Origin of the sequence: Pigmentiphaga litoralis (assembly GCF_048632615.1) — a bacterium.
In the GTDB taxonomy this organism is placed as follows: Bacteria; Pseudomonadota; Gammaproteobacteria; order Burkholderiales; family Burkholderiaceae_B; genus Pigmentiphaga; species Pigmentiphaga litoralis_B.
On record NZ_CP184479.1, the window covers coordinates 4043408 to 4056003 of the forward strand.

Below are 12596 nucleotides of genomic sequence, written 5' to 3' on the forward strand. Positions count from 1 at the left end.
AAGGAAGCGTTATGCACCACACATTGCACGCCGCGTGCGCGGCTCTGCTCGCCTATGGCATGTCGGCGGCGCCTGCCGCGTGGGCCCAGGCGGCGGACAGCAACTGGCCGACCCGGCCGATCACCATGGTCGTGCCATTCCCGCCGGGAGGCGTGAACGACACCGTGGCGCGCCCGGTGGCCGAGGCCATGAGCCGCGCGCTCAAGCAGCCGGTGATCGTCGAAAACCGGGGCGGAGCAGGCGGGGGCGTGGGCATTGCCCATGCCGCCAAGTCGACGCCCGATGGCTACACGATCCTGATGGCCTTGCCGTCCATTTCCATCATTCCCGAGGCCGACAAGCTGTCTGGCCGGCCGCCCATGTACCAGGTCAACCAGGTGACCCCGGTCGCGCGTTTCACGGCGGATCCGACGGTGCTGGCCGTGCGTGCCGACGCGCCGTGGAAGAACCTGGCCGACTTCGTGGCCGATGCGAAAAAGCGTGAGATCAGCTATGGGTCGTCGGGCACGTATGGCACCTTGCACATCTTCATGGAAGCGTTTCGGGCCCAGGCCGACCTGAAGATGCAACACGTGCCCTATACCGGGGCGGGGCCTGCGCTGATCGGGTTGATGGGCGGGCAGGTCGATGCCATGGCGGTATCGCCGGCCTCGGTATCGCCGCACGTCAAGTCGGGGCGAGTCAAGGTGCTGGCGCATTGGGGCGAAGGCCGTCTTCAGTCCATGCCTGACGTGCCGAGCCTGACCGAGTCAGGCTATCCCGTCGAGTTCGCGCAGTGGTCGGGACTGTTCGTGCCGACGGGCACGCCGCCCGCCGTGATCGAGAAGCTGCGCGTGGCCGCCAAGGCAGCCGCCGAAGATGACAAGGTCAACAAAGTGATCGAAGGCGCCGGCATCCCGGTCATGTACCTGGATACGGCCGAGTTCCGGAAGTATTGGGCGGCCGACGCCGAGAAGCTGACCCGCGCGGTGCAGAAGGTGGGCAAGGTCGACTGACGCCACGCCATGCCGCGGCGGCATGAAAGCCATTCATGCCGCCCATGAGAAATGATCGTTTGCCGCACTGCGCCCGGCGCTCGCATCATGGCATCACCCTGGCGGCCGGACCGTCCCGTGATCGTCCAATCCCTGCGCCATTGAACCCCCGAGACCCTGATGACTTCCCAGACTCAGCAAGACAGCCAGAGCAGTACCGTCACCACGCGCGATGGCACGGCCATCGCCTACACCCACTATCGCAACGCCAGCGCGCCGGCACGGCTGCTGCTGGTGCATTCACTGGCCATGGACCGCCACTTCTGGGACCCCGTGGTCGCCTTGCTGGCCAATGAGGCCAGCATCGTTGCGGTGGATGCCCGGGGTCACGGCCTGTCAGGCAAGCCAGGCACCCCGTTTACCGTAGAGCTGTTCGCGCAAGACATGAAAGACGTGGTGGACGCGCTGCAGTGGTCCGACGTCGTGATCGCGGGCGCGTCGATGGGCGGTTGCGTCGCGCTGCAGTTCGCGGCGGACAACCCCGATCTGACACGAGGCGCTGGCCTGATCGACACGACTGCCTGGTACGGCGAGACCGCGCCGGCCGACTGGAATGCCCGTGCAGAACGCGGGCTGAAAGAAGGTCTGGGCGCGCTGCTCGAATTTCAGAAGACGCGCTGGTTCAGCGACCGCTTTCGCGAAGAACACCCCGAGGTCGTGCAGCGCTGCATCGACACCTTTCTGCGCAATGACGTGCAGGCCTTTGCGGCCACCTGCCGCATGCTGGGCGCCTATGACGGCCGTTCGCAGCTGGGCAAGATCACCGCTGCGACGGCGGTGGTGGTGGGCGAGGAAGACTACGCCGCAACGCCCGCCATGTCTCGTGCGATGCACGAAGGCATTCCCCAATCGACCCTGACCGAGATCCCGGGCGCGCGCCACCTGACGCCGCTCGAGACCCCGGAGATCATCGCCGACCACCTGCGCCGCCTGCTTGGCGCGCGCGCCTGACAGGACGACTGTATGGCTCCCTTTGAATTCGTGGTTCCGACCACGCTGCCCGAGGCCATTGCGCTGCTGGATCCGGACGATCCAGGCGTGCGCCCGGTTGGCGGCGCCACCGCGGTCATGCTGATGATGAAAGCCGGCGTGCTCCAGCTGACGCGCATGGTCAGTCTCCGCCGCCTGGAAGCGACCCACTCCGAAGTCTCGGTGGGCGCCGACGGGCATCTTGCCATCGGCGGTTTCGCGACGCTGTCCAGCCTGGAGCATTCGCCCCTCGTCCAGCAAGGCTGGCCCGTGCTGACGCGCACCTTCAAGACGCTCTCGAACATCCGGGTGCGCAACGTGGCGACGCTGGGCGGCAACCTGGCCCATGGCGACCCGCACATGGACATGCCGCCCGTATTGAGCGCGCTCAACGCCAGTGTGGTCCTGACCGGCCCCACGGGAGAACGCACCGTCAAGGTCGAAGACCTGTACACCGGCTACTACGAAACCGTGGTGAGGCGCGACGAATTGATCACCCGGATCGTGGTGCCGCCGCAAGGCCGTCAGCATGCTGCGTACATGAAGGTGACGACGCGTGCCGCGCATGATTGGCCCGCGCTGGGGGTGGCGGTGGTGCTCGACATGGCGGGCGAGTCGATCAGGGACGCCAGCCTGATCGTTGGCGCGGCCACCGACCGGCCGACCCGGCTGACCGACGCCGAGGCCCTGCTGCGCGGCCAGTCGCTGACCGACGACCTGCTGCGTGCCGCCGGCGACAGCGCCGCGCGCCAGCTCGACATCGTCGGGGATGCGCACGGGTCGGCCGCCTACAAGAAACAGTTGCTGCGGGTGTACCTGGGCCGCGCGGTCCGCAAGGCGATCGCGGCGTCTGACAGCAAGGAACATGCATGAACGCCAATGACGCAATGACCCATGACGGGATGAAGCAGGAGACGCGCCAGGTCGGCCGGTCGCTGGGGCGCCTCGAGGCCCGCAGCAAGGTCACGGGCCGCGCCGAATACATCCATAACCTGGTGTTGCCGCGCATGCTGCACGCCAAGATCCTTCGCAGCCCGGTGGCCCATGCGCACCTGCGCGGCATCGATACGTCCGCCGCGCGCGCCATGCCGGGTGTGCACGCGGTGATCACGTCCGAAGACGTGCTGCGCATCATCCCGGAACCGTACTTCGGGCCTGCCTTTCATGACCAGCCCATCCTGGCGATCGGAAAGGTGCACTATGTGGGCGAGCCGGTGGCCGTGGTGTTGGCGGACGACCCGCACGTGGCCGAAGAAGCGCTGCACCTGATCGTTGTGGATTACGACGAGTTGCCTGCCGTGTTCGACGAAGTGCAGGCGTGGTCGCCCGACGTGGTGGTGCATGACCGGCTCAAGCCTGCCGGCACCTTTCCGGACCTGAAGCACCTGGAAGGGCGCACGCAGACCAACGTCGCGCTGGATTTCCGGGTGCGCAAGGGCGATGTGGCCAAGGCGTTTGCCGAAGCCGACCATGTGTTCGAGCACACTTTCCGGACGCAACAGGTGATGCATACGCCGCTCGAACCGATGATCAGCGTGGCCGAACCCTTTGACGACGCGATCACGCTGCACACCGCGTCGCAAAGCCCGTCGTTCGTGCGCATCGAAATCGCGCGCCTGCTGGGCTGGCCGGAGAACAAGGTGCGCGTGCGCACCGGGATCCTGGGCGGCGGCTTCGGCGCCAAGCTGTACATCAAGCTCGAGGCCCTGGCGGCCGCACTGGCCCTGCTCGTGCGCCGCCCGGTGCGCGTGGCGCTGACGATGGAAGAGCAGTTCTTCACGATCACCAAGCACGCCACCACCTTCCGCATGAAGACGGCGGTGACCAAGGAAGGCCAGATCACCGGCCGGGAATGCGAGGTATGGTGGAACGGCGGCGCGGTGGCCGACATCGGCCCGCGCGTCACGCAGAAGTCAGGCTTTACGGCCACGGGCCCTTACGAGATCGACAACGTCAGCATCGACTCGTACGCGGTCTACACCAACCTGCCGCCGGCCGGCGCGTTCCGCGGCTTCGGCATTCCGCAAATGGTATGGGCCTACGAGAGCCAGGCCGACATCATTGCGCGCGCGTTGAAGATGGACCCCGTTGCCTTCCGCCGCAAGAACCTGTTGCGCGAAGGCAGGGCGCACCCGACCGGCACCATCATGCATGACGCGGCGTTGACGTTATGCCTGGACCGGATCGCCGATCGGATGAATTGGGACGCGCCATTCGACCGCGGCACGCCCAAGCTGCGCCGGGGACGCGGTATCGGCATCGGGTTCAAGGCCTGCGTGGCGCCGACCACGTCGGTTGCGATCGTCAACCTGTCGGCCGACGGCAGTTGCGTCGTGTATTCCAGCACCGTGGACATGGGCCAGGGTTCGGACACCGCCATTGCCATGATGGCGGGCGACGTCCTGGGCATCCCAGCCGAACGCATCAAGGTGATCCATCCGGATACCGATGTGACGCCGTACGACATGGCCACCCTGGGATCGCGGTCGACCTTCCACATGGGCCATGCGGTGCGCTTGGCGGCCGAGGACGCCAAAGCCAATCTGGAAGCCCTGGCGCTGCAGGTCGGCTTGCCCGCCACTGCCACCGCCGCGCAGGTACTGCCCAGGAAGTATGGCATGCAGGCGGGCAACATCGTGGGGGTTGGCAGCTACATTCCGACCTACAAGTCTCCGGATCACGACACGGGGCAGTCCGAGAACATCACGCCGAACTGGATGGTGGGTGCCTGCGGCGTCGAGATCGAAGTCGATACCGAAACCGGCCAGCTGAAGGTGATCCGCTACGAAAACGTCGTGGACTGCGGCACGGCGATCAACCCGCTGGTCGTGGACACGCAGATTTCGGGCGCGGCCATCATGCAGCTGGGCAGCGCCCTGCTCGAAGACATGGAGTTCGATGAACAGGGGCAACTGCGCAACGCTTCGTTCTCGGAATACAAGATCCCGGGCATCCACGACATCCCGCACGTCATCGGCCGCGAAATCGCCGATGCCTATCAGACCAATGGCCCCTTCGGCGCCAAGGGCGTGGGCGAAAGCGCGACCTTTGGCGTGGCGTCGGCCATTGCCGAGGCGATCGAAGACGCCGTTGGCGTGCGCCTGACCTCACTGCCGTTGCGTCCGGAAGCGGTCTACCGCGCCATGGCCGCGGCCCGCAACGAACCCCTATCCGACGAGGAATGACATGAGTGCGACATCCACCGTGATTCACTTCGTGCTGAACGCCGAGCCGGTGTCGGTCGAAGTCGAGACCAATGAAACCCTGCTGGAAGTGGTGCGCGACCGGTATGCGCTGGTGGGCTGCCGCGAAAGCTGCGGCCAGGGATTGTGCGGGTGCTGCACCCTGATCGTGGATGGGCAGAGCGTATCGGGCTGTCTGTACCCCGCGCCGTTCGCCGATGGCACGGAGGTCATGACGGTCGAGCATCTGGATGCGTCGGGCACGCTCGACCCCGTCCAGGAGGCCTTCATCCAATGCGGCGCCTTCCAGTGCGGCTTCTGCACGTCGGGCTTCATCCTGATGAGCCGCGAGCTGCTGGATCGCAATCCGGATCCTTCGGAAGACGAGATCCGCAATGCGCTGTCGGGTAACCTGTGCCGATGCGGCGCTTATCCGGAAATCATCAAGGCCGTTCAACTGGCCGCGACCCTGCGGCGCGCCACACTCGAGGAAGTGCATTGATGGAACTCAAAGGCGAACAGATCCTGGCCCTGCCCCGCGAGCAGGTGTGGGACGCACTGAACGATCCGGCGGTGCTCAAGCAGTGCGTGCCCGGTTGCGACACCTTCGAACCGGAGGGCGACAATGCGTACAAGGTCGTGATGACGGCGTCGGTCGGCCCGGTCAAGGCGCGCTTCAACGGCGCCCTGACCCTGTCCGACATCGAACCGCCGGTGTCGTACAAGCTGGCGTTCACGGGCTCGGGCGGCGCGGCGGGCTTCGGCAAGGGCAGCGCGCAGGTGGCGCTGGCGGAGGTCGACGCGGGCACGTCGCTGACCTATTCGGTGCAGGCGCAAGTGGGCGGCAAGCTGGCCCAGGTGGGCGCGCGGCTGATCGACGGCGTAGCCAAGAAAATGGCCGACGAATTCTTCACGCGGTTTTCAAAGGTGGTCGCCGCCCCAGCCGAAGCCGAGGCGCACGCATCGGCGACGGAAGGCACGGCATCCGATGCTGCGGGCGACGCCGCGGCCAAGCCGTCGCGGTGGTGGTCGCGGTCATGACACAACGAGGAACCATGGACTTCATCAAGAGCGACAAAGTACCCGCCCCGGGCGGTCATTATTCCCAGGCCGTGCATGCCAACGGCGTGGTGTACGTGTCGGGCGTGCTGCCCGGCGACACGATCAAGGAAGACTTTGAAGCTCAGGTGCGCGAAGTACTGAACCGCTGCACTCATGTACTGGAAGCGGCTGGTTGTTCGCTGACCGATGTGGCGCAATGCACCGCCTACATCGTCGGCACCGCGCACTGGCCGCACTTCAACCGCATCTATGCCGAAGTGTTCGGTGACCATCGCCCGGCGCGTGCGGTGGTGCCGGTGCCCGAGCTGCACTACGGTGCGCTGGTCGAAGTGCAGATGGTGGCGCATCGCCCATAGTGCAGGTAAGCAGCGACTGTCGACGAAGCCAGGTGCTGGCGGATCATGATGCACCGCCAGCGGGCCGGCACCGGCTACTCCGATTCGTCGTCTGACCTGTCCCCCTGGGTGGCGGTCCACCACAAGCTCTTGAGCCGGTCGCGCAGCAGCTTGCCCCGATCGCTGCGCGGCAGGGCATCGACCACGATGATTTCCTTGGGCGTCTTTTCATTCGGCAGCCGGGCGGCGGCGTGGGCAAGCAAAACGTCCGCATCGAACGGAGCCGCCGGTGACGGCACCACGAAGCCGACCACTTCCTGCCCAAAGATGGCGTCGGGCCGGCCCATTGCGGCCGCATCGATCACGCCGGGATAGGACAGCAGCACATCTTCGATTTCCTGCGGGAGCATCTTGACCCCGCCGCGGATGATCAGGTCGTCGCTCCGGCCCACGATGCGCAGAAAGCCGGCGTCGTCTTCGACCGCGACATCGCGTGTCCGATAGGGGCCGCCGCGTATGGGGAGCAGAGTGCCTTCCATGGTCCATTGACCCAAGGCCAACTGGATGCCGCATGCAACGATCTGGCCTTCCTGGCCTGGCGCGCACCGCACGCCGTCCGTATTTACGATGCTGACATCGGCGTGCAGGGCGCGTTGCCCGACGGTGCCGAAGGCGTGGCGGTCCGGGCGGTTGCCGGCCACCCAGCCGGTTTCGGACGATCCATACAGATTCATCAGCGGCACGCCAAAACGCGCTTCGAAGCGTTCCCATTGCACGGGCGACAGGGGGCCTGTGCTGCTCGTGATGATGCGCAGGCCGCGCAGGTCGTTCACACCAGGCCCCCGGCCATCCGCCAGCAGGATATTGATGACGGCCGGAACGGCAGCGCACCCGGTAATGGCGTGCGCGGCGATCCATTGCGCAAAGCGGCTGCGAGAGAACCGCCTGGCCACATGCAGCGTCATGCCGGTCTGCAGAAAAGGCATCAGGCTGAGGATCTGTGCCGAATACCAGTTGAAGGACCGGAATTCCAGCCAACGATCGCCGGCCGACAGGTTCAGGAAGTCCACCCCCGACAGCCCGTTGTACCAATAGGCGGCATGGTCATACACGATGATCTTGGGCAACCCGGTCGTGCCGGATGTGCAGCACATGGCGGCCAGATCATCCGGTCCCGGGGCGGGCGCAAGCGGCGGGAAAGCCGCGGGAGGGTCAACCAGGATGCGGGCCAGATCGATATGAGGCGTGTCGGCAGCGGGGCTTGCCATCGGATCGGTGACGGCTCTGGATAGCGAGCCTGGCTGCCACGCCGCCGACCTGTTTTGCGGGGTCCCCCGCCCCCACAGGACCACCCGGCTGCGCCACGGCGCTGGCAGCCCCTCCACCCCGCGGTCCTCGCCGCACAGCAGCAGCAGCACCGGGTCGATGGCTTGCAGCATGGGCACCGTCGCCGCGGCGCCGATGAATGTCAGGTCAACCGGACAGACCACCGCGCCGATCCGCCATGCCCCCAGCCACATCAGCAGCTTGTCGAGGCCGTTGTCACCGACAAGCATCACCCGGCCGCCGCGCGGTACGCCCAGCGCCGCCAGCCGCGCCGCAATGGCGTCGACGGTGCCGGCCAGCGCATCGAAACCGATTTGGGCGCCGGTGTCGACGTCGACGATGGCGGGCTTGGCGCCGAAGCGCTGACGGTGCGCCTCGAGCAGGCGATCAAGAGGCGTGAAGGGCAGGGTCGAGGCGCTCATGACGGCATTGCCCGCGGCCCGGTCGCCGGCGAGTCAGGTCGCATGGCCGAAATGCGCAAGCGCCCAGTCACGAAAGGCCCGCACCTTGTCCTGCTTGCTTTTGGACGTGGGCGAGGTGACGTAGTAACTGGAACTGGAACTCACCCGCACATCGAATGGTTCCACCAACTGGCCGCGCGCCAGGTCGCGGTTGATCAGCGGCGTACGGCCGATGGCGATGCCCACGCCCTCGACGGCGGCCGAGAGCGACGTCAGTTGCAGATGGAACACCGACTCGCCATGGAATTCGGCATGCGGCAGGCCCGCGGCTTCGAGCCACTTGGGCCAGTCGTCCTGGTACATGGAATAAAAATAGGTGCGGACCTGGCGCAAGGCCTTCAGCACTTCCACCGGCTGCCGGCCCTCCAGTCCTTCAAGCAGGCGCGGTGCACAGACCGGAAAGAATTGTTCGGTATGCAGCAGGTCGGCACGCACCGACGGCCAGCGGCCCGAGCCGTAGCGGATGGCCACGTCGTAGGTGTTGCGCTCGAACTCGTCGAAGGTCGCGCTAGTGGCCAGATGCACGGTGATATCGGGATGCCGTGCCTGGAAATCGGGCAGCGCGGGAATGAGGCAGGTGGTGGCGTAGGTGGGCAGACAGGTCACCGTCAACACCGTATTGGTCTTGTTCTTGCGCGTGCGTTCGGTGGCCAGCGACAGCACCGAGATCGCATCGTTGACCGACACCAGGTATTCGCGCGCCGCGGGCGTCAGGGACAGCGCATTGCGCACCCGCACGAACAGCTTGGTGCCGAGCCGGTCTTCCAGCGTCTTGATCTGGTGGCTGATGGCCGTCTGCGTAAGCTCCAGTTCCTGCGCGGCCCGGGTAAAGCTCAGGTGGCGCGCGGCCGCTTCGAAAGCAAGCAGGCTCTGGAGGGAGGGCAGGTACGGTCTCATGGGCGATCGGTGTGCGACTCTGGACGAGGGATGCGACAGTATGCATCATCGTTGCGATGCACAACCATCCTGCGTTTATCATCCATTCCGGCCTCACCCATTCATCTTGCGAGCATGTCGTGGACAATCCTTTTCTTGAACTGCTGAACGTTGAGCATACGGTCTGGCGCGAAGGCTACTCGGAGTTCGAGATGGCGATCACGCCGGCCGTCCTGAACCGCCAGCGCGTGCTGCAGGGCGGCGTGATATCGACGCTGCTCGATGCCGCCTGCGGGTATTCCGGTCTCTACAGTCCGGACGCGGCGACACCCATCCACGGCTTTACGCTGTCGCTCACCATGAACTTCCTCGACAAAGGACTGGGCGACCGCATCACCGCCAAGGGGTATCTGGAACGCAAGGGCAAGTCGGTGTTCTTTGCGCGCGGCGAAGCCTGGGTCGACTCCCGCATCCTGATTGCGACGGCGCTGGGCACCTTCAAGTACGTGCGGAGCCGCTAGCCCGCGGCGGGCCATGAAAACCGTTCATCGCCCCCATGAGAAATGATCGTTTGCGGCGCCCGCGCGTGCGTCTGATGATGCGTCCGATATGACCGTGCCGGCCGGCGCGGGCTATCCGGGCGCAGACCCGGCCATCGACACACACAAGGGAGCACGGGATGACACGCAGCGGGCTGGGGCGCTTGGGCGCAGTGGGTATGAAGCTGGCATTGCTGGCGGGACTGGCGTCTGGATGCGCCGCGGCCCTGGCGCAGGCGCCGGCCGCCAGCTATCCGACCCGGCCGATCCGGGTGGTCGTGCCGTTCGCGCCGGGCGGGGTGGTGGACGTGACCGCTCGCCTGCTGGCGCAGAAGATGACGGAGCGGCTGGGCTGGCAGGTGGTCGTGGAAAACCGGCCGGGCGGCAACGGCTTTATCGCGGTCACGCAAGTGGCGAAGGCGCCGGCCGACGGCTACACCCTGCTGATGGCGCACACCGGCGAATTCGCGGTGAACCCCGCCATGTTCCCGAACATTCCCTATGACCTGAAGCGTGACTTCACCGCCATCACGATGGTCAACGACACGCCGATGCTCCTCGTCGCCAGCAGCTCCGCGCCATTCAACACGTTTCCGGAAATGCTGGCCGCTGCGCGCCAGGCGCCCGGAACCATCGCGTATTCGTCGCCGGGCAACGGCAGCATCAACCATCTGGCGGGTGAATGGATCGCGCTGGAAGGCGGCGTCAAGCTGCTGCACATTCCGTACAAGGGCGGATCGCCCGCCGTGGCGGCGGTGGCCGCGGGTGAGGTTCCACTGGGTGTCGTGGCGGTTCCGGCCATCCTGCCGCACCTGAAATCCGGACGCATCAAGGTGATCGGCCTGACCACCGCCAAACGCTCGCCCATCTACCCGGAATGGATCACGGCGCAGGAAGCGGGCGTGAAGAACGTGGACGCATCGAACTGGGTCGGGTTGTTCGCGCCGAAGGACGTGCCGGCCGCGGTCGTACAGACCTTGCACCGCGAGGTGGCGGCCACCCTGGCGCTCGACGAGGTGAAGAAACGGTTTGCGGAGAACGGCGCCGAAACGGGTGGCATGCCATCGGCGGAGTTCCTGGCGCGCATCGATGCCGATGCGGCACGGGTGCGCGAGGTCGTGCAAAAGGCGCAGATCAAGCCGGAATGAAGACAGGCTGAAGACAGGTCATCGATCGGCGCGCAGGGCGGGCAGGCCGCCTCCGGTCGGGACCCAGGCGGTATTCAGGGATGGGCGCTCGGGCAAACACCTATGCTCCAACGGCATGGATTTCCCCCACAATGGATCCACCCGACCCTGTGACCTGCGCCCCATGAGTGATCTGATACTGGAAACGCAGTCCCTGACCAAGGCCTTCAAGGGCTTCGTCGCTGTCAGCGACGTCAACCTGAAGGTGCGCCGCGGCAGCATCCATGCACTGATCGGGCCCAACGGGGCCGGCAAGACCACCTGCTTCAATCTGCTCACCAAATTCCTGCCGCCCACGTCCGGGCGCATCCTGTTCAACGGCGATGACATCACGCGGGAACGTCCGGCCCAGGTGGCCCGCCGCGGCATCATCCGTTCCTTCCAGATTTCGGCGGTCTTTCCGCACCTGACCGCGCTTGAAAACGTGCGTATCGGGCTGCAGCGCGCAACGGGCGAGTCTTATCGTTTCTGGCGCAGCGAACAGCGCCTGACCCGCCTCGACCCGCGCGCCCGAGAACTGCTGGCCGATGTCGATCTGGCATCGTTCGCCGACACGCTGGCGGTCAACCTGCCCTATGGCCGCAAGCGCGCCCTGGAAATCGCGACCACGCTGGCCATGGAACCTGAACTGATGCTGCTCGATGAGCCCACGCAAGGCATGGGACACGAAGACGTCGACCGTGTCACGCAGTTGATCAAGCAGGTCAGCGCCGGCCGCACGATCCTGATGGTCGAACACAATATGAAGGTGATTGCATCGATCGCCGACACGATTACCGTGCTGTCGCGCGGTGCGGTATTGGCTGAGGGCACCTATGACGTGGTGTCCCGCAATCCCGAGGTGATGCAGGCCTATATGGGCACGACCGACGCCGAACTCGAAGGGGCGCATGCATGACCGCGGCCCTCAAGCTGCAGGGACTCAACGCCTGGTATGGCGAGTCGCACATCCTGCATGGCGTCGATCTGGAAGTGCAACGGGGCGAGGTCGTCACGCTGCTGGGCCGCAATGGCGCGGGCCGCACGACCACGCTGCGTGCCGTGCTGGGCCTGACCGGATCGCGCAAGGGGTCGGTCAAGATCCATGGCGTCGAAGCCATCGACATGCCCACCCACCGCATTGCGCATCTGGGCGTGGGCTACTGCCCGGAAGAACGCGGCATCTTTTCGTCATTGACCTGCCAGGAAAACCTGCTGCTGCCGCCGCCGCTTGCGCGGGCCGAGCAGGGCAGCGCCATGTCGATCGACGACATCTACGCCATGTTCCCGAACCTGTACGAGCGGCGGGATTCGCCCGGCACGCGCCTGTCCGGAGGCGAGCAGCAGATGCTGGCCGTGGCGCGCATCCTGCGCACGGGCGCCAATCTGCTGTTGCTGGACGAGATCTCCGAAGGGCTGGCTCCCGTGATCGTGCAGACCCTGGCGCGAATGATCGTGGCGCTCAAGGCGCGGGGCTACACCATCGTCATGGTCGAACAGAATTTCCGTTTCGCGGCGCCGCTGGCCGATCGCTTCTATGTGATGGAGCACGGCGGCATCGTCGAGACGTTCGCGGCATCCGAGCTGGCCGCCCGGCAGGACACGCTGCATCAATTGTTGGGCGTCTGACCCGCTTTTCCACATGA

At 65.8% G+C, this 12596-nt stretch carries 13 protein-coding genes; 11 read left to right on the forward strand and 2 right to left on the reverse strand.

Annotation, left to right across the window (positions count from 1 at the left end):
* Positions 1-11: 11 nt before the first annotated feature.
* The 7 genes from ACNANG_RS18575 (at position 12) to ACNANG_RS18605 (ending at position 6603) form a co-directional block, all read left to right on the forward strand.
* A complete protein-coding gene (locus tag ACNANG_RS18575; protein WP_420224245.1) occupies positions 12-995 on the forward strand; it encodes a tripartite tricarboxylate transporter substrate binding protein in 984 nt (327 codons plus the stop codon).
* A gap of 159 nt (positions 996-1154) precedes the next feature.
* Positions 1155-1985, forward strand: a complete 831-nt coding sequence (locus tag ACNANG_RS18580; RefSeq protein ID WP_420224246.1) for an alpha/beta fold hydrolase — start codon at positions 1155-1157, stop codon at positions 1983-1985.
* Between the two features lie 12 nt (positions 1986-1997).
* Positions 1998-2876 (forward strand): FAD binding domain-containing protein, encoded by an 879-nt coding sequence (locus tag ACNANG_RS18585; protein ID WP_420224247.1) that lies wholly within the window; start codon positions 1998-2000, stop codon positions 2874-2876.
* Complete coding sequence (locus ACNANG_RS18590) at positions 2873-5188, forward strand: xanthine dehydrogenase family protein molybdopterin-binding subunit (RefSeq protein WP_420224248.1); 2316 nt, start codon at positions 2873-2875, stop codon at positions 5186-5188. Before ACNANG_RS18585 ends, ACNANG_RS18590 begins: the two co-directional genes overlap by 4 nt.
* A 1-nt stretch (position 5189) precedes the next feature.
* Complete coding sequence (locus tag ACNANG_RS18595; RefSeq protein ID WP_420224249.1) at positions 5190-5687, forward strand: (2Fe-2S)-binding protein; 498 nt, start codon at positions 5190-5192, stop codon at positions 5685-5687.
* Positions 5687-6226: an SRPBCC family protein gene (locus tag ACNANG_RS18600; protein ID WP_420224250.1), complete on the forward strand. Its 540-nt coding sequence runs from the start codon at positions 5687-5689 to the stop codon at positions 6224-6226. The genes ACNANG_RS18595 and ACNANG_RS18600 overlap by 1 nt, the downstream gene beginning before the upstream one ends.
* On the forward strand, positions 6223-6603 hold the full coding sequence (locus ACNANG_RS18605) for a RidA family protein (RefSeq protein ID WP_420224251.1): 381 nt from the start codon (positions 6223-6225) through the stop codon (positions 6601-6603). The genes ACNANG_RS18600 and ACNANG_RS18605 overlap by 4 nt, the downstream gene beginning before the upstream one ends.
* A 74-nt stretch (positions 6604-6677) precedes the next feature.
* Here the strand turns inward: ACNANG_RS18605 and ACNANG_RS18610 are convergent, their stop codons facing one another.
* Both ACNANG_RS18610 and gcvA read right to left on the reverse strand, forming a co-directional pair.
* Complete coding sequence (locus ACNANG_RS18610) at positions 6678-8330, reverse strand: class I adenylate-forming enzyme family protein (protein WP_420224252.1); 1653 nt, start codon at positions 8328-8330, stop codon at positions 6678-6680.
* Between the two features lie 33 nt (positions 8331-8363).
* Positions 8364-9266 carry a transcriptional regulator GcvA gene (gcvA, locus tag ACNANG_RS18615; RefSeq protein WP_420224253.1) on the reverse strand — a complete coding sequence of 301 codons (903 nt, stop codon included), beginning with the start codon at positions 9264-9266 and terminating at the stop codon, positions 8364-8366.
* A 56-nt stretch (positions 9267-9322) separates the two neighbouring features.
* On the opposite strand from gcvA, the gene ACNANG_RS18620 reads away from it, so the two are divergent.
* The 4 genes from ACNANG_RS18620 (at position 9323) to ACNANG_RS18635 (ending at position 12579) form a co-directional block, all read left to right on the forward strand.
* Positions 9323-9766, forward strand: coding sequence for a PaaI family thioesterase (locus ACNANG_RS18620; RefSeq protein ID WP_420224254.1), 444 nt, complete (start codon positions 9323-9325; stop codon positions 9764-9766).
* 197 nt (positions 9767-9963) lie between these two features.
* A complete protein-coding gene (locus tag ACNANG_RS18625) occupies positions 9964-10932 on the forward strand; it encodes a Bug family tripartite tricarboxylate transporter substrate binding protein (protein ID WP_420224255.1) in 969 nt (322 codons plus the stop codon).
* Positions 10933-11095: 163 nt separating this feature from the next.
* Entirely contained in the window at positions 11096-11869 is a 774-nt protein-coding gene (locus tag ACNANG_RS18630) for an ABC transporter ATP-binding protein (protein WP_420224256.1), read from the forward strand.
* Positions 11866-12579: an ABC transporter ATP-binding protein gene (locus ACNANG_RS18635; RefSeq protein ID WP_420224257.1), complete on the forward strand. Its 714-nt coding sequence runs from the start codon at positions 11866-11868 to the stop codon at positions 12577-12579. The genes ACNANG_RS18630 and ACNANG_RS18635 overlap by 4 nt, the downstream gene beginning before the upstream one ends.
* Positions 12580-12596: the final 17 nt, after the last annotated feature.

Excerpts from the sequence above, each read along its gene's own strand:
- ACNANG_RS18610 (WP_420224252.1), bottom strand. The coding sequence starts at position 8,330 with ATGAGCGCCTCGACCCTGCCCTTCACGCCTCTTGATCGCCTGCTCGAG.
- ACNANG_RS18595 (WP_420224249.1), top strand. The coding sequence starts at position 5,190 with ATGAGTGCGACATCCACCGTGATTCACTTCGTGCTGAACGCCGAGCCG.
- ACNANG_RS18620 (WP_420224254.1), top strand. The coding sequence starts at position 9,323 with ATGCACAACCATCCTGCGTTTATCATCCATTCCGGCCTCACCCATTCA.
- ACNANG_RS18605 (WP_420224251.1), top strand. The coding sequence starts at position 6,223 with ATGACACAACGAGGAACCATGGACTTCATCAAGAGCGACAAAGTACCC.
- ACNANG_RS18575 (WP_420224245.1), top strand. The coding sequence starts at position 12 with ATGCACCACACATTGCACGCCGCGTGCGCGGCTCTGCTCGCCTATGGC.
- ACNANG_RS18580 (WP_420224246.1), top strand. The coding sequence starts at position 1,155 with ATGACTTCCCAGACTCAGCAAGACAGCCAGAGCAGTACCGTCACCACG.
- ACNANG_RS18635 (WP_420224257.1), top strand. The coding sequence starts at position 11,866 with ATGACCGCGGCCCTCAAGCTGCAGGGACTCAACGCCTGGTATGGCGAG.
- ACNANG_RS18590 (WP_420224248.1), top strand. The coding sequence starts at position 2,873 with ATGAACGCCAATGACGCAATGACCCATGACGGGATGAAGCAGGAGACG.
- ACNANG_RS18625 (WP_420224255.1), top strand. The coding sequence starts at position 9,964 with ATGAAGCTGGCATTGCTGGCGGGACTGGCGTCTGGATGCGCCGCGGCC.
- gcvA (WP_420224253.1), bottom strand. The coding sequence starts at position 9,266 with ATGAGACCGTACCTGCCCTCCCTCCAGAGCCTGCTTGCTTTCGAAGCG.
- ACNANG_RS18630 (WP_420224256.1), top strand. The coding sequence starts at position 11,096 with ATGAGTGATCTGATACTGGAAACGCAGTCCCTGACCAAGGCCTTCAAG.
- ACNANG_RS18600 (WP_420224250.1), top strand. The coding sequence starts at position 5,687 with ATGGAACTCAAAGGCGAACAGATCCTGGCCCTGCCCCGCGAGCAGGTG.
- ACNANG_RS18585 (WP_420224247.1), top strand. The coding sequence starts at position 1,998 with ATGGCTCCCTTTGAATTCGTGGTTCCGACCACGCTGCCCGAGGCCATT.